Origin of the sequence: Photobacterium rosenbergii (assembly GCF_033022775.1) — a bacterium.
Taxonomy (GTDB): domain Bacteria; phylum Pseudomonadota; class Gammaproteobacteria; order Enterobacterales; family Vibrionaceae; genus Photobacterium; species Photobacterium rosenbergii_A.
This window is the reverse complement of record NZ_JAWJZI010000026.1, coordinates 18,954-44,050: the sequence shown is the minus strand read 5'-3', so window position 1 is coordinate 44,050 and position 25,097 is coordinate 18,954. Positions and strand designations below refer to the sequence as shown.

General features: G+C 50.8%; 25 protein-coding genes and 1 riboswitch. Of the genes, 6 read left to right on the top strand and 19 right to left on the bottom strand.

Going from position 1 to position 25,097, the window contains the following annotated elements; translation table 11 throughout:
• Nucleotides 1-307: 307 nt before the first annotated feature.
• Complete coding sequence (locus R2X38_RS25170) at nucleotides 308-757, top strand: RNA-binding protein (RefSeq protein WP_317525096.1); 450 nt, start codon at nucleotides 308-310, stop codon at nucleotides 755-757.
• On the opposite strand, the gene murI is transcribed toward R2X38_RS25170, so the two are convergent.
• From murI to R2X38_RS25155, 3 genes are all read right to left on the bottom strand, one after another.
• A complete protein-coding gene (murI, locus tag R2X38_RS25165) occupies nucleotides 729-1,514 on the bottom strand; it encodes a glutamate racemase (RefSeq protein WP_317525095.1) in 786 nt (261 codons plus the stop codon). The genes R2X38_RS25170 and murI overlap by 29 nt on opposite strands.
• An 80-nt stretch (nucleotides 1,515-1,594) precedes the next feature.
• On the bottom strand, nucleotides 1,595-2,272 hold the full coding sequence (locus tag R2X38_RS25160; RefSeq protein WP_317525098.1) for an ATPase: 678 nt from the start codon (nucleotides 2,270-2,272) through the stop codon (nucleotides 1,595-1,597).
• Between the two features lie 60 nt (nucleotides 2,273-2,332).
• Entirely contained in the window at nucleotides 2,333-4,174 is a 1,842-nt protein-coding gene (locus R2X38_RS25155; RefSeq protein ID WP_317525094.1) for a TonB-dependent receptor domain-containing protein, read from the bottom strand.
• A 38-nt stretch (nucleotides 4,175-4,212) separates the two neighbouring features.
• Nucleotides 4,213-4,439, bottom strand: a riboswitch (cobalamin riboswitch).
• Nucleotides 4,440-4,585: 146 nt separating this feature from the next.
• On the opposite strand from R2X38_RS25155, the gene trmA reads away from it, so the two are divergent.
• Nucleotides 4,586-5,692, top strand: coding sequence for a tRNA (uridine(54)-C5)-methyltransferase TrmA (trmA, locus tag R2X38_RS25150; protein ID WP_317525093.1), 1,107 nt, complete (start codon nucleotides 4,586-4,588; stop codon nucleotides 5,690-5,692).
• A gap of 60 nt (nucleotides 5,693-5,752) precedes the next feature.
• Here the strand turns inward: trmA and R2X38_RS25145 are convergent, their stop codons facing one another.
• Together R2X38_RS25145 and fabR are read right to left on the bottom strand one after the other, a co-directional pair.
• The gene (locus R2X38_RS25145) at nucleotides 5,753-6,124 is read right to left on the bottom strand and encodes a YijD family membrane protein (protein ID WP_317525092.1); all 372 of its coding nucleotides are present in this window, start codon (nucleotides 6,122-6,124) and stop codon (nucleotides 5,753-5,755) included.
• A gap of 23 nt (nucleotides 6,125-6,147) precedes the next feature.
• Nucleotides 6,148-6,780, bottom strand: coding sequence for an HTH-type transcriptional repressor FabR (gene fabR, locus R2X38_RS25140; RefSeq protein ID WP_317525091.1), 633 nt, complete (start codon nucleotides 6,778-6,780; stop codon nucleotides 6,148-6,150).
• 316 nt (nucleotides 6,781-7,096) lie between these two features.
• Here fabR and sthA point away from each other — a divergent pair, with 316 nt between their 5' ends.
• The gene (sthA, locus tag R2X38_RS25135; RefSeq protein ID WP_317525090.1) at nucleotides 7,097-8,512 is read left to right on the top strand and encodes a Si-specific NAD(P)(+) transhydrogenase; all 1,416 of its coding nucleotides are present in this window, start codon (nucleotides 7,097-7,099) and stop codon (nucleotides 8,510-8,512) included.
• Nucleotides 8,513-8,589: 77 nt separating this feature from the next.
• On the opposite strand, the gene cysQ is transcribed toward sthA, so the two are convergent.
• From cysQ to gspC, 14 genes are all read right to left on the bottom strand, one after another.
• Nucleotides 8,590-9,429 (bottom strand): 3'(2'),5'-bisphosphate nucleotidase CysQ, encoded by an 840-nt coding sequence (gene cysQ, locus R2X38_RS25130; protein WP_317525089.1) that lies wholly within the window; start codon nucleotides 9,427-9,429, stop codon nucleotides 8,590-8,592.
• Nucleotides 9,430-9,437: 8 nt separating this feature from the next.
• Nucleotides 9,438-9,989, bottom strand: a complete 552-nt coding sequence (gene nudE, locus R2X38_RS25125) for an ADP compounds hydrolase NudE (RefSeq protein ID WP_317525087.1) — start codon at nucleotides 9,987-9,989, stop codon at nucleotides 9,438-9,440.
• A gap of 144 nt (nucleotides 9,990-10,133) precedes the next feature.
• The gene (locus tag R2X38_RS25120) at nucleotides 10,134-10,892 is read right to left on the bottom strand and encodes a type II secretion system protein N (RefSeq protein WP_317525086.1); all 759 of its coding nucleotides are present in this window, start codon (nucleotides 10,890-10,892) and stop codon (nucleotides 10,134-10,136) included.
• 2 nt (nucleotides 10,893-10,894) lie between these two features.
• A complete protein-coding gene (locus R2X38_RS25115) occupies nucleotides 10,895-11,371 on the bottom strand; it encodes a type II secretion system protein M (RefSeq protein WP_317525085.1) in 477 nt (158 codons plus the stop codon).
• Complete coding sequence (gspL, locus tag R2X38_RS25110) at nucleotides 11,368-12,639, bottom strand: type II secretion system protein GspL (RefSeq protein WP_317525084.1); 1,272 nt, start codon at nucleotides 12,637-12,639, stop codon at nucleotides 11,368-11,370. The genes R2X38_RS25115 and gspL overlap by 4 nt, the downstream gene beginning before the upstream one ends.
• Complete coding sequence (gene gspK, locus R2X38_RS25105) at nucleotides 12,608-13,636, bottom strand: type II secretion system minor pseudopilin GspK (protein WP_317525083.1); 1,029 nt, start codon at nucleotides 13,634-13,636, stop codon at nucleotides 12,608-12,610. Before gspK ends, gspL begins: the two co-directional genes overlap by 32 nt.
• Nucleotides 13,626-14,297, bottom strand: coding sequence for a type II secretion system minor pseudopilin GspJ (gene gspJ, locus R2X38_RS25100; protein WP_317525081.1), 672 nt, complete (start codon nucleotides 14,295-14,297; stop codon nucleotides 13,626-13,628). The genes gspK and gspJ overlap by 11 nt, the downstream gene beginning before the upstream one ends.
• Nucleotides 14,284-14,664 (bottom strand): type II secretion system minor pseudopilin GspI, encoded by a 381-nt coding sequence (gene gspI / locus R2X38_RS25095; RefSeq protein ID WP_317525080.1) that lies wholly within the window; start codon nucleotides 14,662-14,664, stop codon nucleotides 14,284-14,286. The genes gspJ and gspI overlap by 14 nt, the downstream gene beginning before the upstream one ends.
• Nucleotides 14,661-15,251 carry a type II secretion system minor pseudopilin GspH gene (gspH, locus tag R2X38_RS25090; RefSeq protein ID WP_317525078.1) on the bottom strand — a complete coding sequence of 197 codons (591 nt, stop codon included), beginning with the start codon at nucleotides 15,249-15,251 and terminating at the stop codon, nucleotides 14,661-14,663. Before gspH ends, gspI begins: the two co-directional genes overlap by 4 nt.
• Nucleotides 15,252-15,260: 9 nt before the next feature.
• On the bottom strand, nucleotides 15,261-15,695 hold the full coding sequence (gene gspG, locus R2X38_RS25085) for a type II secretion system major pseudopilin GspG (RefSeq protein ID WP_317525077.1): 435 nt from the start codon (nucleotides 15,693-15,695) through the stop codon (nucleotides 15,261-15,263).
• An 18-nt stretch (nucleotides 15,696-15,713) separates the two neighbouring features.
• Nucleotides 15,714-16,934: a type II secretion system inner membrane protein GspF gene (gene gspF, locus R2X38_RS25080; protein ID WP_317525076.1), complete on the bottom strand. Its 1,221-nt coding sequence runs from the start codon at nucleotides 16,932-16,934 to the stop codon at nucleotides 15,714-15,716.
• A 3-nt stretch (nucleotides 16,935-16,937) separates the two neighbouring features.
• Nucleotides 16,938-18,440, bottom strand: coding sequence for a type II secretion system ATPase GspE (gspE, locus tag R2X38_RS25075; RefSeq protein ID WP_317525075.1), 1,503 nt, complete (start codon nucleotides 18,438-18,440; stop codon nucleotides 16,938-16,940).
• Nucleotides 18,440-20,458: a type II secretion system secretin GspD gene (gene gspD / locus R2X38_RS25070; protein ID WP_411185960.1), complete on the bottom strand. Its 2,019-nt coding sequence runs from the start codon at nucleotides 20,456-20,458 to the stop codon at nucleotides 18,440-18,442. Before gspD ends, gspE begins: the two co-directional genes overlap by 1 nt.
• A 38-nt stretch (nucleotides 20,459-20,496) precedes the next feature.
• Entirely contained in the window at nucleotides 20,497-21,399 is a 903-nt protein-coding gene (gene gspC, locus R2X38_RS25065) for a type II secretion system protein GspC (RefSeq protein WP_317525074.1), read from the bottom strand.
• A 285-nt stretch (nucleotides 21,400-21,684) separates the two neighbouring features.
• Here gspC and hslR point away from each other — a divergent pair, with 285 nt between their 5' ends.
• The 3 genes from hslR to pckA all read left to right on the top strand — a co-directional run bounded on the left by hslR (nucleotide 21,685) and on the right by pckA (nucleotide 25,020).
• Nucleotides 21,685-22,095 carry a ribosome-associated heat shock protein Hsp15 gene (hslR, locus tag R2X38_RS25060; protein ID WP_317525073.1) on the top strand — a complete coding sequence of 137 codons (411 nt, stop codon included), beginning with the start codon at nucleotides 21,685-21,687 and terminating at the stop codon, nucleotides 22,093-22,095.
• Between the two features lie 95 nt (nucleotides 22,096-22,190).
• Nucleotides 22,191-23,069 (top strand): Hsp33 family molecular chaperone HslO, encoded by an 879-nt coding sequence (gene hslO / locus R2X38_RS25055; protein ID WP_317525072.1) that lies wholly within the window; start codon nucleotides 22,191-22,193, stop codon nucleotides 23,067-23,069.
• 319 nt (nucleotides 23,070-23,388) lie between these two features.
• The gene (pckA, locus tag R2X38_RS25050) at nucleotides 23,389-25,020 is read left to right on the top strand and encodes a phosphoenolpyruvate carboxykinase (ATP) (protein ID WP_317525070.1); all 1,632 of its coding nucleotides are present in this window, start codon (nucleotides 23,389-23,391) and stop codon (nucleotides 25,018-25,020) included.
• The last annotated feature ends 77 nt before the right edge of the window (nucleotides 25,021-25,097 follow it).

Genomic DNA, 25,097 nt, shown 5'->3' with positions numbered 1-25,097 from the left:
AGATTGCATGGTCAAATTGTTAAAGAACAATACTGATTGGTTAGCGGCTTAAGTTGCCGTGCTCCGTGTCAGTGAGGCGGCATTATAGAGACTTGATTCATCCTGACAAGGGTTTTCTTTAAAAAAATTTCCACCTGCCGATTATTTCAACTAATGTGAGATAAACGGCTCTAATTTCAACATTAGAGGGCCGTCACACTCACAATCTAGCAATTCCAAGTCAATGAAAGTAATATCAATGTGACTTTGTTGTTAAAATAACCAATAACGCCTTCTTTCTTTTTTCTTATGACGATGTAGTTAACTTATGAAATTATCCAAACAATCTCTTATGCCGGTTCTCGCAATCGCCGTTGTTGGGGGCTTAGTATTTAGTTTTCTCCCCATCTATCCCGGAATAGCCTTCGCGCTTGGTGCTATTTGTACTGCTTATATCCTGCCGCTTATTCCTACCCAATCTTCTTCTGCAGAATCAAATACCGCGCAAGCCAGTAAAACCCTCTATGTTGGCAACCTGCCATATCGGGCTAATGAAAGTGAAGTAAAGAAACTATTTTCCGAACATGGTGAAGTCTTTGCTGTCCGCTTAATGAAAGATAAGCGAACAGGTAAGAGACGAGGATTTGGTTTTGTTGTAATGAGCAGCAACGATGCTGATAACGCTATTGCTCAATTAAATGACAAGGAATACGGCCAGCGCACATTGAAAGTCCGTGAAGCCAATGAACCTAAAGGCGGGGATAGTGAAGAGTCTTAACAGGCTCTAGCTGCATTGCTGCCAAACTACTATCAAGTGCCGCTGTGTTAATACCAGCGGCACTGTTGTATGTCAGGTTTGGTTCAGCACTGCTTGTTGTGACATCTCCCAGCAGATCTTTCACTCTATTGGCAATCGCACGCCCTGAATCGACAATCGTGACATCTCCATCCAGCGCTAAAGTGATTTCATCTTTAATTAATGGAAAGTGGGTACACCCCAAGACAATACAGTCAACCACGTTGCGCCATGGCTTTAATATCTTTTCAAGCTCTGCAATCGAAATAGCCTGACCGCGAAGTTTTTGCTCGGCCATTTCAACTAACCGTGTAGAGCCTATTCTCAGTACTTCGCAATGGCTAGCAAACTGACTAATAAGTAGCTCGGTATATTCACGCTGTACTGTTGCCGGTGTTGCCAATAAACCAATCACTTTTCGCTCACTAAGCATCGCAGCCGGTTTAATAGCAGGTACGACACCAACAACCGGAATAGCTAATACATCACGTAATGTTGGTAACACAATCGTGCTTGCGGTATTGCAAGCGACAACGACTAAGTCGATAGAGTGACGCTCGACTAACAGTGAAACAATATGACGGGTGCGCGCGATTAATTCATCCTCAGGTAATTCGCCATACGGAAAAGCTGCATCATCAAATGCATAGATATATTGAACGTTAGGCAGTTGCGCATATATTTCCTGATATACGGACAACCCACCCACTCCGGAATCAAAAATCAGTACCCGCTTCACTCTTATTCTCTGTCGTACCACCCTCAAGGAGCAACATCATACTGTGAATTGTGGACATCACCAAAACAACGGCGATATTTTTAAGTTAGACAATAGCGCTGGTAATGAAAACGGCTCTGCTTTTCTATTTCGGTTAATTTAAGTTTCAATGTGCCATCGAAACATGGCGCCTCGACAACGAGGGTATGGAATTCACCGTCCTCCCCGCAAGGATCCACCCCTTTGGGTAGCGCTCCAAGAAGAGCCTCGCTATACCACTGGCCACAGAAGCCTCCATCTAGCTGAAGGGTATCAATGGTTGTCAGTAGGGTTTTGATCCCGCGCTGGAGTATTTCATCTGCCAACGCACGGCTGTCTTGTCCCATTAGAGGAAATACACACTGCCAACCGGCCGGCTCTATATAGCTACGGCGGTAGTCAGCAACACCGTTACAAAACATATCCCCGAAGGCGACAGCCTCAACCTCCAACCCGCTAGTTCTCAAACCATCAATCACCAGTGATTGATAGACATCATTTGGCGGGAACACCTCTGGTAAGGGTATTGCTACCAAAGGTAAACCTGTCAACGCTGCCTGGGCACGGACAACATCCAAAGGAGTTGCCTGAAACGGAACTTCATTTTCCACATAGGTGGTATAGAGACCTACTACCTCATACCGGGGATCTTCCAAGAGTCGAATAAGGGTAAGGGTCGAGTCTTTACCGGAAGACCAGCTGACAATAGTTTTAAGGGGATGGGTTTTAAGTGGATACATCACTACGACTCCCAAAATGGCTCCAAGAAAAAAGCCACCAGCAGGTGGCTTTTTGCGAGATTAGAACTGGTAGGTAACGGTGGCGTAATAGCTACGCTCTTGGACGTTATAAGTTTCCTTAGCTACGTAGTCTTCATCAAACAAGTTTGCCACGCGCCCGCGTAGGATCAGGTTATCACTCCAGTAATAACTGGCGGCTAAATCCACCAAGGTAAATGCATCCAAGCTATTTGTATTGGCCGCATCTTCGTAACTCTTACCCTTGTACAAAGCACTGACATCGAACTGCCATTGATCAAGTAAATAAGAGACATTCCACTTGGCATTATGCTTAGAGCGGCGGATCAATTGCTTGTTAGTGCTGCTATCGACTGCATCTAAGTAATCATAACTAATATCGTGATAAAGCGGGCCGGTATTAAACCCTGCTGTAAACTCAACCCCTTTGATCTCGGCTTCGTCGACATTCATCGGTTTCCATACCGCACTGCCAGGCTCGATAGGTGCCCAAGCAATTAGCTGATCAATCTCAGACTGATAGGCCGTCACCCGCCAATCAACCAATTGGTGTGAGCCCGATAATGACACTTCGTAGTTGGTTGACTCCTCTGGCTCTAGATCCGGGTTACCGGAGTCTGGCCAGTAAAGATCATTAAATGTCGGTGCTTTGAAAGCGGTACCCACATTGGCAGAGATCTGATAGTTAGAAAGGAAAGAATAGGCAGCAGCTAACTGCCAAGTGTTATTGCGTCCATAACTATCGTTATCGTCTGTCCTCACACTACCTTCAAGCTGCAAGCCCATATCGTTACGGTAAATAGAAGTCAGGTACAGCGCTGTATTGTCACGTTCATCCTCGGACAGGACTGTCGTGCTGTTGGATACCGAATCGCGGTACCACTCAAAACCACCACCAAACTCCAGCTCTGAATTGAATTGGTAATGATTTTGCCAATTCACCACATCACGCTTGGTTTTAATCTTGCTACCGGCACTGATATCGCTGAAATTACGGGCTTCATCCTGGTTCTGAGCAATCGTCAATTCACTAATAAAGTCATTAGCTGTGTAACCTACTTTAGCTGCTACGTTATATAGGGAAGATTCACTTTGTGCATTTGGGGTTGAAATGAAATCACCAGTGACAAAGTCGAAGTACCCGTCATCGTAGTCGCTTTCACCATCATGGTAATAACCCTGAAGGCTTATCTTCCAGTTGTCATTTAACTGAGTGCCGATTTCTGCCACGACATTACGGTTCTTGAAACCATCATCGTCTTGCTCGTAGGGCTCCTTACGGGCAGAGAAACCATCCGCCTGCTCACCTTTAAGTGCAATTTTACCCCAGCTGTTTTGGCCTATCGCTCCGGCAACCGAGCCGCCCAACTGATAGTAGCCATCACTACCCGCTCCAGCACTGAGCTCAGCCAGTGTCTCTCCCGGCTGATAGGCAGTAATGATATTAAGCACACCACCGACCGCATCTGAGCCATACAATGCCGCCCTTGAGCCACGGATAAACTCGATTCTTTCAATGCCGGTCAATGGGATCTGGCTGAAGTCAGCGCTACCTAGCGTAGCACTACCAATACGCACACCATTAATCATCACCAATAGATGGCGAGATGTGGTGCCGCGAACATACACTTCCGTGTTCTGGCCATAACCGCCGGAGACAACCTGCACACCCGGCAGACGACGCAAGACCTCAGCCAAGGACTTGGCCTGGATAGCATCAATGTCTTCTTTGGTGACGACAGAGACAGGGGCAATGACATTTTTGACAGATTGCTCAAATCGGTTGGCGGTCACTACCATCACTTCTTCGGTTGAGGTGTTGGCATGGACCATAGACGGTAGGCACACTTGTGCCAACGCCACTGCTATAAGCGTTTTTTTCATTATTTAGATACCTTAAGTCGCGTTGATTACTGAGCTCTTGGGTGGCTCAATACACTGGTCGGTCTTCGGACTTAAGAGCGTGGCCGGACGGCCGCCTAGGCAACAACTTCCCACTTCAGGCACCTGCATTGCGCAGACTGTAGAAGCAGTGTTCGGAACTGAACGTCCATGTGCTTTCGTTCTCTTTCACCGCTGCGCGTCAGTCACGGAATTTCACCGTGTTCCCCAGCCTGCAAGCAGGCTAACCAGCGCAATTGCATGCTAATTATCCTACATTCGAATGTCTAGTGGTTATTGCCGCAGAGGCAAAATATAGAGGTATTCACTATTTTATCTGGCGCAACACTGGACATCGGTCAACAATGCAATAAAATCTGGCGCTCTTATTTTGAGCAGTTTGAGGCAACCGTTATGGCAACCACCACAGTCAATCCAGCTGAGTACCAACCACAGCTAGATGAAAAGGCAGCGCGTATTCAAAATATCTTTGCCGATTTTGATACACCTGAGCTTGAGGTGTTTGCCTCTCCTGCCGAACACTACCGTATGCGTGCTGAGTTCCGCGTATGGCATGAAGGTGAAGATCTTTACTACATCATGTTCAACCAAGAGACACGCGAAAAGTACCGCGTGGATCAGTTCCCGGCAGCCAGCCGTCTGATCAATGACCTGATGCCGCTATTGGTTGATGCACTGAAACCGGTAAAAGCCCTGCGCCACAAACTGTTCCAGGTAGACTTCTTGTCTACCCTCAGCGGTGAGATTCTGGTATCCCTGCTGTACCACCGCCAGCTAGATGCCGAGTGGGAAAAAGAAGCCAAAGCACTGAAGCAGCGTCTGAATGACGAAGGCTTTAACCTGAACTTCATTGGTCGTGCACGAAAGCAGAAAATTGTCTTGGACCAAGAATTCGTGATCGAGAAGCTGCAAGTAAACGATCGCGTGCTGACTTACAAGCAAGTAGAAAACAGCTTCACCCAGCCAAATGGCGAAGTTGCCCAGAAGATGCTGGAATGGGCAGTTGACTGCACCCAGGAAAGCCAAGGTGATCTCCTGGAGCTGTACTGTGGTAACGGTAACTTCTCACTGGCCCTTGCCCAGAACTTCGAGCGAGTCCTGGCAACAGAGCTGGCCAAACCATCGGTAGACTCTGCACAATACAACATTGCCGTGAACAACATCGACAATGTACAAATCATCCGCATGTCTGCGGAGGACTTTACCGATGCAATGGAAGGTCGCCGTGAGTTCCGCCGCCTAAAAGATCAGAACATCGATCTGCAAAGCTACAACTGCAACACGATTTTCGTTGATCCACCACGCGCCGGCATGGATGAAGGTACCTGCCGTATGGTTCAGGGCTATGACCGTATCATGTATATTTCATGCAACCCGGATACGCTGAAAGACAACCTAGAGATTTTGTCTGAAACGCACCGTATTACTCGCTTTGCTCTGTTTGATCAGTTCCCATATACCCACCACATGGAAGCAGGGGTACTGCTCGAGCGTAAGTAACGCAATACAAACAAAAAAGGCGCCAACCAGCGCCTTTTTTTATGTCTATGTCTAGGGCAATTAAGCTTCAGACTGTGATTTTGGAGACATGATACCAAGCTTGTACGCCACCCAGATAATCAAGCATAGCGATACGATCAACTGGAAGTAGTTCGACCCCATATCCGGTACCTGGGCACGGACAAAACCAGAGTAGCCAAATGCACCAACGAGGAAACAGGCAAATGCAATTGCAGGGGTACCTTCAGCCATTGGCTTACTCAGGTACTCCTGGTACAGGCAGTACAGAGCCAATGCGAATGCAATCACTGGGAAGATAGAAAACGCCACTGCGCTTGAAGTAAATACTGACAGTGTCGCACTACCACACAGGCCCGCTAGCAATGACAGTACCAGCGTTTTGCGTTCAGCTTTAGTTTGTTCCTTGTTCATATCCTTTCACCAACATTATAAAGTTAGAGTTTTTGCCTGAGCTCTCTGCGCTCACGCTCTTTACGGTACCAATAAGCACCTTTTGCAATCATTCTTAATTGCATAATCAATCTTTCTGCATGCTCACCGCGGGCTTGATTGTCCAAATCCAGTGCCTCTGCGCCTGAACTGAAAACCAGAGTCACCGAGGCTTCTGCCTGGGTAAACGCTTCTTCATGGGTCACGCCTGTTTTGGCCACGAGGTATTCCGTTAGTTCCGCGACAAAGTGCTGGATCTCTCGGGCTACAGCGGCACGAAATGCCGGTGAAGTACCGGAACGCTCACGCAGCAGCAAACGAAATACATTCGGGCTGCTATCGATGAACTCCATGAAAGTTTCGACCGATGTCCGGATCACACTGCCTTCTTTGGCAATGCGCTGACGGGCTTGGCGCATAAGCTGGCGTAGGATCAAGCCACCTTCATCAACCATTGTCAGACCAAGCTCATCCATATCTTTAAAGTGGCGGTAAAACGAGGTCGGCGCAATGCCTGCTTCTCTGGCCACTTCCCGCAAGCTTAAATTAGAAAAGCTGCGTTCAGCACTTAATTGATTGAAGGCAGCATCAATCAGTGAACGGCGGGTTTTTTCTTTCTGCTGAGCCCTGATTCCCATGGGGTTTTTGTTTCTCTTTGAGTTATCTTGCGTCAAATTGATAGTCACTATACGCGCTTTTTCACTGCCATCAAAACATAGTAAATCCTGACTGGCGCTTAATCAAAGCCGTTCTTACTAGTTTTTCTAGTCGCTCACAAACTCCACCACCAGCTGGCGGTAAACAAAACCTCCACCTACCTCCAACTTTTTCGGCAAAAATAATGCAGCAACGTGATCGTCCGCTCCCTATCGCAGCGCACTCATTCTACCTTGCTTTAGAAGAAGTTAAAATAACGCGGTAGCAATGTTGCAAGGATGATAAATAAGGCCAAGCATGACGAAAAGCAAACACTCTTCAACCCAACACTTTGATGCCATTATCATTGGCAGCGGTCCAGGTGGAGAAGGGGCGGCCATGGGGCTGACCAAAGCCGGGTTCAATGTGGCAATCATTGAGCGTGAAGACAGTGTTGGTGGCGGTTGTACCCACTGGGGAACCATTCCTTCCAAAGCACTGCGCCATGCTGTCAGCCGGATCATCGAATATAACCAGAACCCGCTCTACTGCAAGAATAACTCCACCCTGCACAGCACCTTCAGCCAAATCCTCGGCCATGCCCAAGACGTGGTCAACAAACAGACCCGGATGCGCCAGGGCTTTTATGACCGCAACCAATGTTCAATTATTTTCGGTGAAGCCAGCTTTACCGGCAGCCACAGTGTGGTCGTGAAAAAGCCCGATGGCAGCCGGGAGCACTACAGTGCCGACAAGTTTGTTATCGCCACCGGATCGCGTCCTTACCAGCCAAGTGATGTCGACTTTAGCCATAGCCGGGTTTATGACAGCGATTCGATTCTGCAGCTCAAACATGATCCCCGCCATATCATCATCTATGGAGCTGGCGTGATCGGCAGTGAGTATGCCTCGATATTCCGTGGTCTTGGGGTCAAGGTGGATTTGATCAATACCCGGGACCGCCTGCTGGAGTTCCTCGACAACGAAATCTCCGATTCTCTGTCCTACCATTTCTGGAACAGCGGGGTGATGATCCGCAACGGGGAAGTCTACGACCAAATTGAAGGGACCGAAGACGGGGTGATCCTGCACCTTAAATCCGGCAAGAAGATGCGTGCCGACTGCCTACTGTATGCCAACGGACGTACCGGTAATACCGATAAGCTTAGCTTGGACAAAGTCGGCCTGGCACCCGACTCCCGTGGCCAACTCAAGGTCAACCAGAACTACTGCACCGATGTTGAGCACATCTATGCCGTCGGTGATGTGATTGGCTACCCTAGTCTTGCCAGTGCCGCTTATGACCAAGGCCGTTTTGTGGCGCAGGCCATTGCCAGTGGTGCCGCCGAAGGCCAGCTCATAGACCATATCCCGACCGGGATCTACACCATTCCGGAAATCAGCTCAGTGGGTAAAACCGAACAAGAGCTCACAGCGGAAAAAGTCCCCTACGAGGTGGGTCGTTCGCAATTCAAGCACCTTGCCCGAGCCCAAATAGCGGGGACAGAAGTGGGCAGTTTGAAGATCCTTTTCCATCGTGAAACCCGAGAGATCCTCGGGATCCATTGCTTCGGTGAGCGTGCTGCAGAGATCATCCATATCGGACAGGCGATCATGGAGCAAAAAGGGGAAGGAAATAGTATCAACTACTTCGTCAATACCACCTTTAACTACCCGACGATGGCCGAAGCCTTCCGGGTCGCTGCGTTAAATGGCCTAAACCGACTGTTCTAGTTACCTTTCACTTGGCAGAGCAGCCTCAAATAAAAACGGAGCCACTTTGGCTCCGTTTTCTGTTTTCTGTTTTCTGTTTACTGTTCGCTGATTTCCATCAACCGATTATCCGGCGTCAATATCGATGACCACGGCAAGCTCTCATCACCCAAGGTGATAAAATTAGGATTCTCCAGTGTATCGCGCTCATTGTAGGACAAAGGCGCCAGGTGGGTATTGAGGATACGCCCTCCCGCTTCTTCAACAATACACTGGGTCGCAGCCGTATCCCACTCGCCTGTCGGTCCAAGGCGTAGATAGCAATCCACCGCCCCTTCAGCCACCAAACAAGACTTAAGCGCAGCAGAACCAAGTGGTACCAAGTCATAGTTAAGGGCAGGATCCAGCCGGTTGGTAATGGCGCTAATGTCCTGACGACGACTGATCGCAACAGCTATCGACTGGGTTGGCAGTTCATGTTTATGGGTAGAAATACGCACCGTCTCGCCTTCCGGCGTCGTTTTCCATGCGCCTTTACCGTTATAGGCGTAATACACCACACCGGATACCGGCGCATAAACCACGCCCATTGTCGGCGTATTGTTATCGACCAAGGCAATGATAGTCGCGAAGTCACCGCTTCCCGCAATGAACTCCTGGGTACCATCGAGCGGATCCACCAGCCAGTATCGCTGCCACTTGGCACGTTCGGTCAATGGCACATCGGCATCTTCTTCCGACAATACCGGAATATCTGGCGTTAATTCCGATAGACGCTGGACAACCAACTTGTGCGCAGCCAAATCAGCGCTGGTAACTGGGGTGTTATCATTTTTTACTTGTTTTTCAAACTGGCCGCGTTGGTAGATATCCAAAATCACTTGCCCAGAAGAGCGGGCAATATCGATAACTTGTGGTAACAAGTGTGATAAGTCCATATTCGCTCCTAATTTCCAAGTTGCTTCAGGGCCAGGAACAAGGCGGTGATGCTTCTTGCTTCGGCAAAATCCATATGGTGCAGTAACTCTTCCGCTTGGCTTAATGGCCAGCGCACGATTTGTAATGGCTCTGGCTCATCACCATCGAGTTGTTCCGGGTAGAGATCCTGCGCCAAGAACAAGGTCATTTTGCTCGAGAAATACGACGGTGCCAGCACGACTTCCTTTAGCGGTTGCAGCGCCTTGGCGCCAAAGCCGATTTCTTCCTTTAATTCACGGTTTGCCGCTTCGGCTGCCGATTCACCTTGGTCAATCAGCCCTTTGGGGAAGCCAAGTTCATAGCGCTCGGTCCCGGCAGAGTACTCTCGGATCAGTAGCAGATCGCCCTGCTCGGTCACCGGCACAACCAACACCGCATGGCGCCCCGATGGTTTCATCCGCTCATAGGTGCGCTCGACGCCATTGGAAAAGCGTAAGTCGAGCGACTCAATCTTGAACAGTCGGGATTGGGCAACGACTTCTGTTGCCAAGATTTCAGGTTTGTTGTGTTCCGCAGCCATGTAATGTCCTATTCCTGGGAAAGCGGGCTACCGCCATTGAAGCGGTAACCAAGACAATAACTGCTATTTAATGGCAAGCCGCAAAGGAAATAAAGTAGTTTGTGGGGAAAACGTTAACCCGACTAACAAAGTCGGGTATTACGATTATAGGCGTCCGTTGTACGAAATTTTGTACTGTCCTTTAGGATCGGGATTACCCAACCACTTGAGTTGCTCGCCGAGCTGAGGCGGGAACTGTGCCCCTGGTTTGAACCAACCCGACAACGAATAGGTATTGCCTGGTGCAAGGGAAGCCTGCCATTCACTGGCCACATCATCCGAAGACTGGGCAACATCGGCGAGCAACTTACCTTGGTCACAGGTCAAGTCAGCGATAACCGGCCCAGGCTCTAATGACCCAAGCGGTGAAGAGACTTGAGCGGCAGTCCACGCCATTGCGCCATCTAGTTGGGCACAATATGGTGCTGCAAATTGGTAGTTGCGAAGTGTCAGCTCCAGGTTTCCGTTTACGACAACCGGCAACGCCGTTGGAGAGTACTTGATGACTTCACTGGCTGGCATCGAAACCAGTAGGTTCTCGGCAAATGGCCCATTGCCGCTATAACCCACCAACCCGCGGCCTTGCAGGTTCATTTCACTGCCCTGACCAAAACGGATATCCATTTTCACTTTTCCGGTCAGCAACGAGAGGATTTGCATATCCCACTGCACCCGGCCAAAGTTCTTTCCCTGCCAGCGGATCTGGCTGGCTGTTCCCTGCCACGGGGTGCCGCGGATGCCAGAGATATCCAACCCTTGGATTGTCGGAGCCTGTTGCCATACCCAGCTTGCGGGAATATGAGCCACCAAGCTTCCTACCAACACCACGCCAAACGAGGCACCCAGTAATAACTTATATTTCACGCTTACCCCCGCCCTAACTGCAAGCGGTTAACTTCAACAACACCAGTACGATCGGCTTTCGACACATCCAAAAACTGGGCATCAATACCGTGCTCATCACGCAAAAAGGCCAGCCAGTTAATCAAGGTGTTAAACGGTAATGGCTGCACCCATACCTGAACGGCTTCACTACGCGGTTGCATACGGATCAATTCAATATTGAACTGGCGAGTGGTTTCATTGACCACCTGATTCAGCCCTTTATCACTGACCGAGCCCGTGGAACCCGTTGACGCTCGCAATGACAAGATTTCATCCGCTTTAGTCGATACCCAACTCAGCAACTGTCGTTCCGTCTGCAAACGGCGCTCGGCATTCTCGGCGTTGGTTGCCAGTGGCTGCCATATCCCCCAATACAATACGGCGATAATCAAGGCAATGCCGCCGCCCAGCACCAATCTCTGCTCGCGCTGGCTTAAGCCTTTCCACCACGCATTCATGATTTTCTCCTTAACACGATGGCACCGGTTACCTGATTCCCCTCGCGGTTCAACTGACCCAGCTCGACGTCAAAATCTTCATCTAACAAGGTTCTGAGCTGTTCAAAATGCTGGAACTCTGAGGCTACCGCCTGAAAGCGCATTTCATTGCGATTCTGATCATAACGGAAGTTCTGCACCGACAACTGCGTAACCTTCGCCAGTGATGGCTGCAACTCGGCCAGCCAATACAAAATACCTTCCGTGCTGCCGCCACCGCCCAAACGGGACAACTCACTTTCCATTTGTCGTCTGAGGTAGCTCTGCGACGGGACACGCTGGAACTGAGGCAGTACCTGGCGGAAAATACGCTCGCTTTCTGCCTTGTAAGCTAGTGCCTGCGCTTCCATCGCCTGTACGGAAATAACATGCTCTGCGACCAGCACCGACAACAATACCCCAGCAGCGATAGCCACCTTGCGCCAAGGCTTCAGGTATTTGCGCCATGCCGGCTGTTGCTTGTACTGACCCGACAGCAAATTCACCTTACTGTCTGCCGCTCCCTGTGCAAGAAGCTGCATCACCAGCTCTGGCGTTTCCGCCTGCCAGACGCCCGGCATTCCCTCAGGAGCCTGGGTGTAGTAATGCACCACGAGTTCATCACTTGCCGGCTCATCATCTTCCGGTGATTCCTGATCGTCAGTGGCTTCACTAACGTCTTCATCCACGGCTGCCGCGACCATCTGTGATTGCAGCCAAGGTGCTAACCAGGATCTATCCGCCCCGACCCCCAGAGATTCCGATTGACGGATCAGCCACATGCCATCGAGCTCTGCGGCAGTGAAGCCATTGTCAAATAGCGGTAGGCACAGGCAGTCCGGGATCAGCGCCTTGATTTCGATGCCGGCATCATCCAATGCCGTCAACCACAAGGCGACTTTTTGATGTTCAACCACCGCCACCTGCGCCATATCACCGCTTTTCTGTAGCAGGTGAACATGCAAATTATCGACATCCTGAGCCAGCTCTTCTTCCAATAAGAATGGCAATACTGCAGATAACTGCCGACTACTTCCAGCAGGGATAGCAACCTGTGTCATCAATACATCAGCAGCCGGTACCAGTGCGTACACAATACGTTGGCTAGCATAGTCCGCGATTTCGTTGAGCTGGCTGATGGCATCCAGCTGACCCGATGCGATAACTTCTTTTTGTTGTGGCGACCAGACAAGCCATTGCAGCGGCTGGTCAGCACGGCTACTTAGCCTGATTGTCAGAAATTCGCTCACTAATTCCTCCATAACGGCGACGTACAACCGTCACCGTGTCTTCACTATCTCGTTTGAGCAAGGCCACCAGCCTCACCCTAGATCGATCGACCAATACCTCGGTATCCATCTGAAAATAATCACTGCTGATCGCCAAAAACTCCTTGGCCTGATCTTTTATCGTGGCATCAATACTGCCTAGCTGAGACACCCCTAGGAAGTCATCCACACTATCCCAACCGTCATAAGGCCGGTCGGCAATCAGTTTCTGGGCATCTGACAATGACAATCGTGATGAAAACAGTGCCACCAATATTGGCGCTTGGTGCTCATAGAGCGTATTGACATTAATGGCTAATGTGGTAGATGGAATCGCACATACCTGATGACGGACCTTGTCAAAAATCGCAGCCGTAACCCCGTTGACTGCCCGCAGTTCACTGGCATCAGCCATCCAATCTCTTGGCGGCAAATAAGGCGGACGGAAACCCTCATAGGTACTGTCACCCGCGCCAAAGGCGGCATTGACTCTTTCGTCGGTATCGACATATTCCCATACCGAATCGGCCACTACCTCAGCATCGTAGCTATCGACACCGGTCTCTTCGATAAGAGTCTGCAAAACGGTCACGATATAAGGCTTGGTGCTACTTCCGGTTGTTGGCTGCACGCCCGATAAAGCATTCAAGTTAAAGCACGCCTGGCGATCGATGATATCGCCGATAGCCTCGCCGCCATCGAGTGGATAGCGCTGGCCCTGAGTCGCCCAGGCTTGGCTCAAGTTGACCGTGTCGCTGTCGTCGATCCCCTGCTTGATCGCCACCTTGGCCAACTCTTCCATCCCCTGGGCATACCAGTAGGCCTGCTGGTTCTGAATTTGGTTTTCGACCCGATAGAAATTGAGGTGCAACCTTTCGGTCATCTGCACTGCCAGCAAGGTCATCAGTGACAGCAGCAACAGCACCACAATCAAGGCTACTCCTCGCTGTTGTTTAGGCGGAGCACATTTACGTGTCATTGCTCGCCTCCAATGCCGAAGTTGGCAGCATGTAGACCCGTTCAATTTCACCGTAGTCTTCAAGCGTCAGTTTGATCATGACACCTTCCGGCAAGGCCGCTGGCTTATCCCAGGTCTCCAGCCATTTTTTCTCACTGTAGAAGCGGAACGACATTTCCTTGACCCCAGGCAAAATCGGCCTGATCAAGGCTTCGGTACCGACCACACTGTCAGGGTAGCGGAACCAAACCCGCTCTAGCTGCTCCTCGACAATCCGGTAGCCCACCTTGACGTTTTCGCCTCGCGGAAACATCTGCTGCGGATTCTGCCAACCGGTACGGGTGAACAAAATGCCATAGCTCGATGAGTCCAGCAGATACTCACTGCTCTGGAAAATGCGGTCGCTGACCGTCTCACCCTGATTGCGGACCCTACGAGCCACCACCTGACGGAAATCATTATCCATCATGACCATCGCCCGCTGGATATCCTTGAGCCGCTCACTGTGCTCGCGAGATTGTTCGTCACTGCGCTGCACGCCGTTCATCACCTGATAAGCCGACAGGCTCAGCATGGCAAACACCGCAATCGCGACCAACACTTCCAGCAAGGTAAAGCCCGCTTGCTTGGTCCTATTCAGGCGAGGGACTCGCTGGCCGGAAGTCGTTTTAATTCTCAACATAAGTTCTCAGCGTTACTACCGACTGCTTGCGTGCTTCATCTGTGGTTACCGTGACGTCCAATGCACGCAAAAAGCCATCTGCCGTCTGGGTGCTGGTTATCGACCAGTACCACTCGCGTCCAGCCAGCTCAGATTTGCCACGTTTGGCCGATGTCGGGATCTCTCCCGACAGCCTTAACTTGGCCATTTCGTTGTCGGCAACCATGGCTGCAAAGGTCTTTTCCTCAAGGTAACCCAAGGTATTTAGGTGCTGGCTGACCGCCTTCATCACACTCAATGCGGCTGTCGCAAACACGGCCAATGCCACCAACACTTCCAGTAAGGTCAGACCCCTAATACGCCTCGGTGAAGAAGATAGATGCCTCATAGTTGGGCCTTCTCCTGCACACTGGCAATGGTCTCGCCCGGTGGTAACAGGAACAATTGCCCCAGCTCATCGGCTTGTACCCGCCAAAACTGGTTTTCACCCGTCACTTCAAACTCCAAGGTAAAAGGGGTGTACTCACCACTGGCCATCACGACCACCTGAGGTGGTTTTATCTTGTCTTTGTCAGTTTGCTCAGCAAACAAGTCTTCATTAAACAGTGACCCCGGCTTGAACAAGCGATCCTTGTCCTGCCAGGAGTAACTGCCGATCTCGACCACCAAACGGACATCTTCCGGCATTTCCACCTCGGTGAAAAACTTGGAAGACTCCAGCGGTTGCCAATCCTGACTGGTTAGCTGAAGAAACTGGTACCGATTACGCTCAACCCGAACACCATAGTCGTACCCATTGAGCAAGGCATCCTCGCCCAGCAACTGGACGAGGTGGTGGAAGCGCGCAGCTTCTTCCCTGACTTTATCTTCCTTGCTCTCGGGCAAGGCAACAATGACTGCCACGGCGCTGGTTGCCAACAGCACCAGCACCAACAGTATTTCAATCAGGGTAAAACCCGCTGCACGCTTACTCATCATCACAGCTTAGAAGTCCAGCATATTCCAGTTACCGATATCGGTATTCACACCTTCACCACCTTCCTGGCCATCAGCACCCAGGCTGAAGATATCAACCGCACCATGCTCACCCGGCATCACGTACTGGTATGGGTTACCCCATGGGTCATTAGGCAGACGGCGGATGTAGCCACCATCACGGTAGTTACGTGGCTCAGGGCTTGAAGAAGGCTTGCTGACCAGTGCTTCAAGGCCCTGATCTGTGGTTGGGTAGACGCTGTTGTCCAGCCTGTACATATCCAGTGCCTGCTCCAGCGCACTGATATCGGTCACGACTTTCTGCTGGTCAGCTTTTTCCTTGTTACCTAGTAGGTTAGGTACGACCAAGCTGGCCAACACCCCAAGGATTACGATTACGACCATAACTTCCAGCAGCGTAAAGCCGCGTTGTTTGCGTTGCATTGAAAAAACCTCCAAAAATTACATTCCGACCATATTGTTCAAAGCAATGATCGGCATAAGGGTAGCAATAACAATAAACATCACGATGCCAGCCATCGCGACGATCAATAGGGGTTCAAAAATCCCCAGCGCCATATTGACCAAGGACTCAAAATCACGGTCCTGGTTATCGGCTGCACGGGTAAGCATCTGCTCCAATTCGCCACTGCGCTCGCCACTGGCAATCATGTGCAGCATCATAGGGGGAAAGAGTTTGGTTTGCTCGAGTGAGACCCGCAGGCTCGAGCCCTCACGCACTTTGTCTGCCGCTTCCCGGATCTGCTGATTGACCCAGGTATTGGTCATGACATCCGAGGCGACCTTCATCCCTTCCAACAGGGGAATGGCACTGGACGTACAGATAGACAGGGTGCGGGCAAAACGAGAGGTACTCAGGCCCCGAGCGACTTTACCGATCACCGGCAACCGCATAATCCAACGGTCCCATTTAAGCCGGAAATCAGGACGCTTGAGCGCCATCTTGATGATCATGAACAAGGCTGCAATTACCAGCAGGACCACCAGCCCCCAGTTCTGGACAAAGTCACTGGCCGCGAGCAAGACCTCAGTGATATTCGGTAACTGCTGGCCCATCTGGACGAACTGGTCGACAATCTTCGGTACCACCGTCGCCAGCAAGAAGGCCACTACCGCTATCGCAATAATGGTCAGCATGGTCGGGTAGATCATCGCCTGCATCAACTTGCTGCGCATTTTCTGGCGATTCTCGGTGTAGTCAGCCAAACGGTTCAATACCGTGTCCAAGTGACCGGATTTCTCACCGGCGGCCACCATGGCCCGGAACAGCTGATCGAAAATATGCGGATATTCAGCCATCGAATCCGACAGGGTATAGCCTTCCACCACCCGCGAGCGTACTGCCAGCAGCATGTTCTTCAGCCTTGGTTTTTCATTTTGCTCAGCTACCGCTTTCAGGCATTCCTCAAGCGGCATCGATGCCTGAACCAGCGTCGCCAGCTGTCGGGTGATAAGAGAGAGCTCTGTGGTACTGATCCCACGGCGCAGCTGAAAGCCGCCTTTGGCTTTTTTCTTCTCACGCTCGTGGGTTTGCACCACTTCGACCGGGATCATCCCCTGATCACGAAGCTGCTGGCGGATCTGCCGCGCGGTGTCCCCTTCGAGGACCCCTTTTTTCTGGCGCCCTTTGGCATCCAGGGCTTTGTATTCAAACGCCGCCATCGGTTAGCCCTCCTTGGTCACCCGCATCACTTCCTCAAGGGTAGTGATACCGGCCTTGACCTTGGCCAAGCCATCATCACGGATACTTGGGGTATGGGCTCGAACGGCTTTTTCAATCGCCATTTCACCAGCCTCACCGTGGATCAGCTCCTGCACCTGATCATCAATCAGCAACAGCTCATGAATACCAGTACGACCGCGATAGCCCTTGTTGTTACAGGCTTCACAGCCCTTGGCATGGTAGAGAGTCAGACTCTCTTCTGCCGAAGCCCCAAACAGTTTCTTCTGTTCAGTATCCGCTTCATACGGTTCACGGCAAGTCGGGCACAGGGTACGGACCAGACGCTGGGCCAATACGCCAAGCAAGGAGGAGGACACCAGGAAGGGCTCGATGCCCATATCACGCAAACGCGTGATGGCACCGACCGCGGTATTGGTGTGCAGGGTCGACATCACCATGTGACCGGTCAGGGATGCCTGTACCGCAATCGACGCCGTTTCGAGGTCACGGATCTCACCGACCATCACCACATCCGGGTCCTGACGCAAGATAGCACGCAGACCACGGGCGAAAGTCATGTCCACCTTCGGGTTGACCTGGGTCTGGCCAATACCGTCGATATCAAATTCAATCGGATCTTCAACGGTCAGGATATTACGCTCCTTGCCGTTGAGTTCCTGCAGACCGGCATACAAGGTGGTCGACTTACCCGAACCTGTCGGGCCGGTCACCAGGATAATCCCGTGCGGGCGCTCGATAATATGGCGGAAACTGGCATGGTTGGCTTCGGTCATCCCGAGGCTGTAGAGATCCAGGCGGGTCGCGTTCTTATCCAGAAGACGCAATACCACCCTCTCGCCATGAGAAGACGGCATGGTCGATACACGCACATCGACCGCACGACCACCGATACGCAGCGAGATACGGCCATCCTGCGGTACCCGTTTCTCGGCTATATCCAGCCTTGCCATTACCTTGATACGTGAGACCAGCAGCGGTGCCAGTTTACGGCTCGGCTGCAGTACCTCACGCAACACACCATCGACCCGGAAACGGATCGACAGCACTTTCTCGAAAGTTTCGATATGAATATCCGATGCCGCCTCTTTGATGGCCTCGGCCAACATGGCGTTGATCAATTTGATGATCGGCGCATCGTCTTCCGATTCAAGCAAGTCTTCAGTTTCCGGCAGCTCTTCGGCTAACGAGAAAAAGTCATCGCTATCCGAGCCCAAGTCCTCCATCAACTGACGGGCTTCAGACGAGTCACGCTGGTAGGCTTCGGTCAACTTAAGCTCGAATGCCTTGTCTTCCAGTGCATGCGGGACAAAACTGCTCCCCGCGACCCGGCGGATTTCCGCCAGTACCGCACCTGACAGCTGGCCGCTGTAATACAAGGCGACATCTTGTTCCAATGCCTCAAGCACCACCCGGTGGCGCTTAGCAAAAGAGAAAGGCAGCCGGAACAGCGGCTGCTTATCCTGTTCCTGGCTTACATCATGCATTACTGATCGTTCTCCAGCTGGGCGACAAAGGCACGTACCTCTGGTGGCAACGAAATATCTTCACCGTATTTCGGCAATACCGGGATTTCTGTTTCCGGCATCAGGCGTAACCCTTTATCAGCTTTATACAACTGTTCGGCACGAATGTAATTGTACTTACGCTGGGTGATGCCATCTGCCGTCACCCCATCACGGATAATGGTCGGCTTTATGAAGACCATCAGGTTGGTCTTACCCGTGGTGGTGTTGGTTGACTTGAACAAGTGGCCCAGTACCGGGATATCACCCAGAATCGGGATTTTCTGCTCACTTTCGTTGGTCTGCTCCTGGATCAAGCCACCTAGTGCCAGCATTTGGCCGTCCTGGATCAGAACATTGGTGGTCAACTGACGCTTGGAGAAGCGAACATCGACCGCACCATCGGCACCCAGTACGTTGGAGACTTCCTGCTCGATTTTGAGCTGGACCGAGTCACCTTCGTTGATTTGCGGGGTTACGTTGAGCTTGATACCTACTTCCTTACGCTCAACGGTCTGGAATGGGTTGTCGTTGTTCGAACTCGAGGTCGAGCCGGTTACGACAGGGACCTCTTCACCGACGATAAACGAGGCTTCACCGTTATCCATCACGGTAATACTTGGCGATGACAGGATATTGGAGTTTCGATCCGAGGCAACCGCATTGACCAGCATGGTCCAGTCGCCCATCACGATACCCAACGCAGCACCGTTTACGCCCCCGAGCACGGAAGCCAGAGTGCTGAAATCACCATCTTCCTCGATAGTACGGGTCTGCTCGATACCATTGGCATCGAGGTATGTTTCGGTTCGGGTTGAGCTTTGCGCTTCTTCCAAGCCGATTGCGTACTGGGAGATCGGGACGCCGGAGTTACCGAACTGGATCACCCCGCCGTCAGTGGTTCCCCACTGGACACCGAAGTTGACGCCATCACCCTCAGCTAGTTCAACAATCATGGCCTCGATAAGCACCTGGGCTCGACGGATATCCAGCTGGGCAATGATATTTTCCAGTGCGCGCATGATATCTGGCGGCGCCGTCAGGATCAGCGAGTTGGTATCAACGTGGGCCGAAATCATCACCTGAGAGTTAGTGTTCGCAGTCGCCTTGGCATTACCCTGCTTCTCTGCCTGCAGGTTATCAGAAACCCCTTTAAGGACATCCACCATCTCCTCGGCATTGGCATATTTCAGGTACACCACGCGGTTGTTACCGGATGAGGCCATCTCAACATCCAACTGGCGGATCAAGCGGCGCAGACGATCACGCACCTGCGGGTCGCCAGATAGCAATACCGAGTTAGTACGGTCATCGGCAACTAGCTTAGGCTGCAAGAATTCTGGGGTAGATTTAGCATCGGCAGTCTTGTTCAGCGCTTCAACGATACGAACCATCTCTGCTGCCGAGGCATTGCGCAGCTCAACCACATCGATTTCTTTATCGCCAGCACGGTCAACCCGCTCGATAATTTCTGCCAAGCGGTTTACGGTAGCGGCACGGCCGGTGATCATAATGATGTTGGCAGGGTCGTAGTGCACTACGTTACCAGCACCAGCGTTGTCGTTTAGCTGGCGCAGTAACGGAGACAACTCACGAACCGAGACATTGCGCACTGCGATTACGCGGGTTACAACCTGATCACCGGTGATATTGCTGTTGTCACCGACAACAGGAATGGCCGAAATCTTGGCATCCTTATCACGGACTACCTTGAGCACACCGTTATCCATCTCAACCACGGCGAAACCATAGACTTCGAGCACATTGAGGAAAAACTGGTAGTACTGCTCGTCATTGAGCAGATCATAGCTACGAACATTGACCTGACCACGCACCGCCGGATCCACGATGATGGTTTTCTGCAGGTTACGCCCAACGATGTTGATAAATTCCTGAATATCTGTTCCTTTAAAGCTGGCACTAAACTCGCTGGCCAATGCAGAGCTGCACATCAAGCTGCCTAATAACCAGAGGGCACTTTTACCCATCCATTTTTTCACAAAAAACTCCTGCGCTATCGCATGTTCGCTTTGGGCTACTATTGCAGCTCAATATAAATATCGTGTAACTGACCCTCTCGCTCGACGGTCAATGTAAAGTCTGTGGCGCTCGAAAGCTCGGTCCACAATTTTGCCATCACAGCAGCGTCAGTCAGATCATTGCCGTTGAGACTAACGGCCAAGTCATTGGCCTTTAGGCCCACGGCGTCGAACAACGCCCGCTCTTTACCAGGGTTAACCCGGTATCCCACCAACTCGCCATCCCGCTTCACTTGGGACAGGCGAATATAGCTAAATAAGGTTTGCGGTTTTTCGAGAATTTCTTGCTTGATTCGGCTCAGATCAGAGGTTGGCTCTACCGGCTCGGCTTGTCGAGGTTCTGGCTGGCGGGGTCTTGCGGTGCTTTGCGATGCCTTGTTGAAGTCGACGCCGTCGAGCATCAATGTTTCATCACGGCCACTGTTACGGATGATCACCCGGTCCGGGTAGACAGCCTGCAACGTTGCGCGGGTACCTTCAATGGCCTCATTCAGGCCATAGGTATTTTGTTTGCCACGATGGGTAATGACCGCAAGAGCGGTTTGCGGGTTAGAGCTGGCGACCAAACCAACCAGAGTCAGGCTAAGGCGGGTCTGGGGGGCATCCTGTTTCACCGGCTGCTTGCGCTCGACCACCGGAGCATTTTCCTGAAAACGACCGAAAAGGTTCATATTTAGTACCTTGGCCACTTCAGAGCGATCGCCGCCCGCGTTGGATGACACAGATACCGTTGAGGCCTGCCAGTTAGCAGGGGCTTGGGTCGGCTGCAATGCAAGCCACACCATTCGGCCTACGACCCAAGCAAGGATCACTACCAGCCCCCACGTAAGGACGCGGGTCAATGAAGAGATTGAGATCTTGCTCTTGGACTGCAAGCTCCCTAACCAATTTGCTGTAACCATGAAATATCCATCATCCTGCGGAAATAAAACTAGCGCGTTATATCAAAAGGTAATATCAAAACGTATTACTTACTTGTCGAATCGTTTAATTATCGTGAGTAGTCTACCAAAATGCATGAAGAAAAGTTTCTACTACTATCAATAGACTAGCTATTTTCTGTGATTTATTCCCGATTTACTGTTGAAATCCCGATCCCATATCACCATTTATTATCTCTCAACGCCTGCTGACGCTCTGTCGGCAATGTGGTACTTTTAGCGCCCTTATGGGTTAAGGAGCATACTGTGGGCCAACAAACATCGCATCCAGACAACATTCAGGTCCGTCTCGATAAGTGGTTATGGGCGGCACGCTTTTACAAGACCCGTTCTATTGCCCGCACCATGATTGATGGCGGCAAGGTGCAATACAACGGCCAACGCTCCAAGCCCAGTAAACTGGTTGAAGTGGGTGCTGAGATCCGTTTACGTCAAGGTAATGACGAAAAAACCATTATTATAGAGAAACTCTCAGACACCCGCCGTGGTGCACCTGAAGCACAAACTCTATATCGAGAGACTGAGGAGAGCGCAAAACGCCGTGAAGAGCACGCCCAAATGCGTCGTATTCATGCCTATGGCAGCCCTAGTCCCGAAAAGCGCCCTGATAAAAAGCAGCGTCGCGATATAATTAAGTTTAAAAGTCATTCCGACTAAGGGTATTAGTTCAGTGTAGCGCAGAAAAGTTTCGTTATGTTGACGCAAAATACCAAAAATAGGTCTATTAGATACCTGCTGGAGAAATCAAGCTAATGACAAAAGATAGTCTATACCGTTACCTGTTTGACGGTGTATCCGTACGTGGTGAACTGGTTCAGTTGGGCGAAACCTACCAACAGATCATTTCCAGCAAGGAATACCCAGCCCCGGTGCAGACCCTGTTGGGTGAACTGCTGGTTGCCACAAGCCTGCTGACAGCCACATTGAAATTCGAAGGGTCAATCACCGTCCAGCTGCAAGGTGACGGCCCGGTTAAGCTCGCTGTCATTAATGGCGACCACAACCAAAAACTTCGCGGTGTTGCCCGTTGGGATGGCGATGTCCCAGCCGAAGGCAATATCCATGACCTGATGGGCAAGGGCCATATGGTGATCACCATTACCCCAACCAAAGGCGAACGTTACCAGGGTGTCGTGGGTCTGGAAGGCGACAGCCTTGCAGCATGCCTTGAAGGTTACTTCGAAAACTCAGAGCAGCTGAAGACCCGTATTTGGCTGCGCACCGGCGAGCACGAAGGCCAGGCAAAAGCAGCCGGCATGTTGCTGCAGATCCTACCGGACGGCCAGGGCCACGAAGGTGATTTTGATCATCTTGAGCAGCTAACAGAAACGGTGAAGAACGAAGAGCTATTCGGTCTGGAAGCACAAGATGTCCTTTACCGCCTGTACCATCAGGAAACCGTTAAGCTGTTCGACCCACAGGATGTTGTCTTCCAGTGTGGCTGTTCACGTGAGCGCAGCGCGTCAGCAATCTGCTCTATCGAGCGTGCTGAAGTGGATCGTATCGTTGCTGAAGAAGGCAAGGTTTCCCTGCATTGTGACTACTGTGGCACCAGCTATGACTTTGATAGCATTGACGTTGCCGCACTGTTCGAAAAAGCAGCAACCGACAACAGCAACCAGGTGCATTAATTATTCTTCATAATTAAGCCTGAAACTAACTTACAAAAGCCGGACATTGTCCGGCTTTTTTTCTACCTGAAGCACACTTTTCTTGCTCAAGATGTAAGCAAATAACATGCTAACCCTCGCTTTTTTCAGGAAAAATATTAATTTTTAGAGCTAGCGCAAACACTTCACATCACGATAAACTTACCGCCTACAATATATTTAAGACTTTTACCTAACCTTAACTTTTTAATGGTTAATTTTTGATAAACCTCCCTGAATTACCCCTTTAGGGTTGCTAGCATGGTCAACAGTTAAACAACATCTTACCCAAGGAGCACCTATGACTGTCATGAACGTCGATAAAAAGGTTGCAAAAAAATTAGATCTATCTCAATACGGTATCAACAATGTTACAGAGATTGTTCGTAACCCAAGTTACGAAGTTCTGTTCGAAGAAGAGACCAAGCCGGGCCTAGAGGGATACGAAAAAGGTATCGTTACTGAGCTTGGTGCCGTCGCCGTTGATACAGGTATCTTCACTGGCCGTTCCCCTAAAGATAAGTTCATCGTAAAAGATGACACTACCCGCGACACTATGTGGTGGGCAGACCAAGGCAAAAACGATAATAAGAGCATTGGTGTCGAAGCGTGGAACGATCTGAAAAAGCTAGTGACAGGACAGCTATCTGGCAAGCGCCTGTTTGTGATTGACGGATTCTGTGGTACCAACCCAGATACCCGCCTATGTATCCGTATCATTACTGAAGTGGCTTGGCAGGCTCACTTCGTGAAGAACATGTTCATCCGTCCAACGGAAGAAGAGCTGGAAACCTTCGAGCCTGATTTCGTAGTGATGAATGGTGCCAAGTGCACCAACGAGAAGTGGAAAGAGCATGAAATGAACTCCGAAAACTTCACGGTGTTCAACCTGACTGAGAAGATGCAGCTTATCGGCGGTACTTGGTACGGTGGCGAAATGAAAAAGGGTATGTTCGCTATGATGAACTACTTCTTGCCGCTTCGTGATATCGCATCGATGCACTGTTCTGCCAACATGGGTGAAAACGGTGATGTCGCGGTGTTCTTCGGCCTATCAGGCACAGGTAAAACGACTCTGTCTACCGATCCTAAGCGCGCCCTGATCGGTGATGACGAGCATGGCTGGGATGATGACGGCGTATTCAACTTCGAAGGCGGTTGCTACGCGAAAACCATCAACCTTTCTAAAGAAGCCGAGCCGGACATCTACAATGCGATCCGCCGTGACGCTCTGCTAGAAAACGTTACGGTACGCAGCGATGGCGCTATCGACTTCGATGATGGCTCGAAAACAGAAAACACCCGTGTTTCTTACCCGATTTACCACATCGAAAACATTGTTAAGCCAATCTCCAAGGGCGGCCATGCCAACAAGGTTATCTTCCTATCGGCTGATGCGTTCGGCGTACTGCCTCCGGTATCGAAGCTAACTCCTGAGCAAACCAAGTACCATTTCCTATCTGGCTTCACTGCCAAACTGGCCGGTACTGAGCGTGGTATCACCGAGCCAACGCCGACTTTCTCGGCCTGTTTCGGCAATGCGTTCCTGACACTGCACCCAACCAAGTACGCTGAAGTACTGGTTAAGCGCATGGCAGCGGCAGGTGCTGAAGCTTACCTCGTGAACACCGGCTGGAACGGCTCTGGCAAGCGCATCTCTATCCAGGATACCCGTGCCATCATCGACGCTATCCTAGATGGCTCTATCGATAACACAGAAACGAAGAATATCCCAATCTTCAACTTGGAAGTCCCAACATCGCTACCGCATGTTAACCCAGAGATCCTTGACCCGCGCGATACCTACACCGATCCACTACAGTGGGAAAGCAAAGCGAAAGACTTGGCCGAGCGCTTCATCAACAACTTCGAGAAATACACCGACAATGCCGAAGGTGCCTCTCTGGTTGCTGCAGGCCCACAGCTAGACTAACCGCTAGCAGCTAACCGTAATATCTAAGCCCCTCTTGTGAGGGGCTTTTTCGTTAAATCAACGCCAAAAATCCTGCC